General features: G+C 71.6%; 1 protein-coding gene. It reads left to right on the top strand.

All coding sequences use genetic code 11. The features are described from left to right. Positions 1-2: 2 nt before the first annotated feature. Positions 3-806 (top strand): lipoyl(octanoyl) transferase LipB, encoded by an 804-nt coding sequence (lipB, locus tag STRTUCAR8_RS12185; protein WP_241784683.1) that lies wholly within the window; start codon positions 3-5, stop codon positions 804-806. The last annotated feature ends 40 nt before the right edge of the window (positions 807-846 follow it).

Consider the following 846-nt stretch of genomic DNA (forward strand, 5'->3'; position numbering starts at 1 on the left):
AGTTGCGGTTCGTCCGGATGGGATTCGGCGCCGACGGCGTCGAGTACGTCGACTACCAGGCGGCCTGGGACGAGCAGCGCCGGGTGCACGCGGCACGTTTCGCGGACGAGATCCCCGACACGTGCCTCCTCCTCGAACACCACCCGGTCTACACGGCCGGCCGGCGCACCGACCCGAGCGAGCGCCCCCTCGACGGCACCCCGGTCATCGACGTGGACCGCGGCGGCAAGATCACCTGGCACGGTCCGGGCCAGCTGGTGGGCTATCCCATCCAGAAGCTGCCGCGTCCGGTGGACGTCGTGGCGCACGTACGGCGGCTGGAGGACGCGCTGATCCGTACCTGTGCGGAGTTCGGGGTGGAGACGTCCCGGGTGGAGGGGCGCAGCGGGGTGTGGGTGCTGGGCGACCCGGTCGAGCGGCGGCCGGCGGCCTCGCTCGGTGGCCTGTCGCTGGATCTGGACCCCCGGCTGCACGACGACGAGTTCGACCCCCGGATGAACGGGCCGGAGTACGCGCCGTCCAACGCCGGGCAGCGGCGGGAGGACCGGAAGGTCGCGGCGATCGGGATCCGGGTGGCGAAGGGCGTCACCATGCACGGTTTCTCGCTGAACGTGAACCCGGACAACGTCTGGTTCGACCGGATCATCCCGTGCGGGATCCGGGACGCGGGGGTTACTTCGCTCGCGAACGAGCTGGGGCGGGATGTGACGGTGGGGGAGGTTCTGCCGGTGGTGGAGCGCCACTTGCGGAAGGTGCTGGAGCACGCGGAGCTGCGGGCGAGGGTGGTGGAGCGGGCGTCGGCATAGGGCTTTCCTCCGCCCCCGCCGCCCCTACCCGTCCCATCCT

Source organism: Streptomyces turgidiscabies Car8, from assembly GCF_000331005.1.
GTDB lineage: Bacteria > Actinomycetota > Actinomycetes > Streptomycetales > Streptomycetaceae > Streptomyces > Streptomyces turgidiscabies.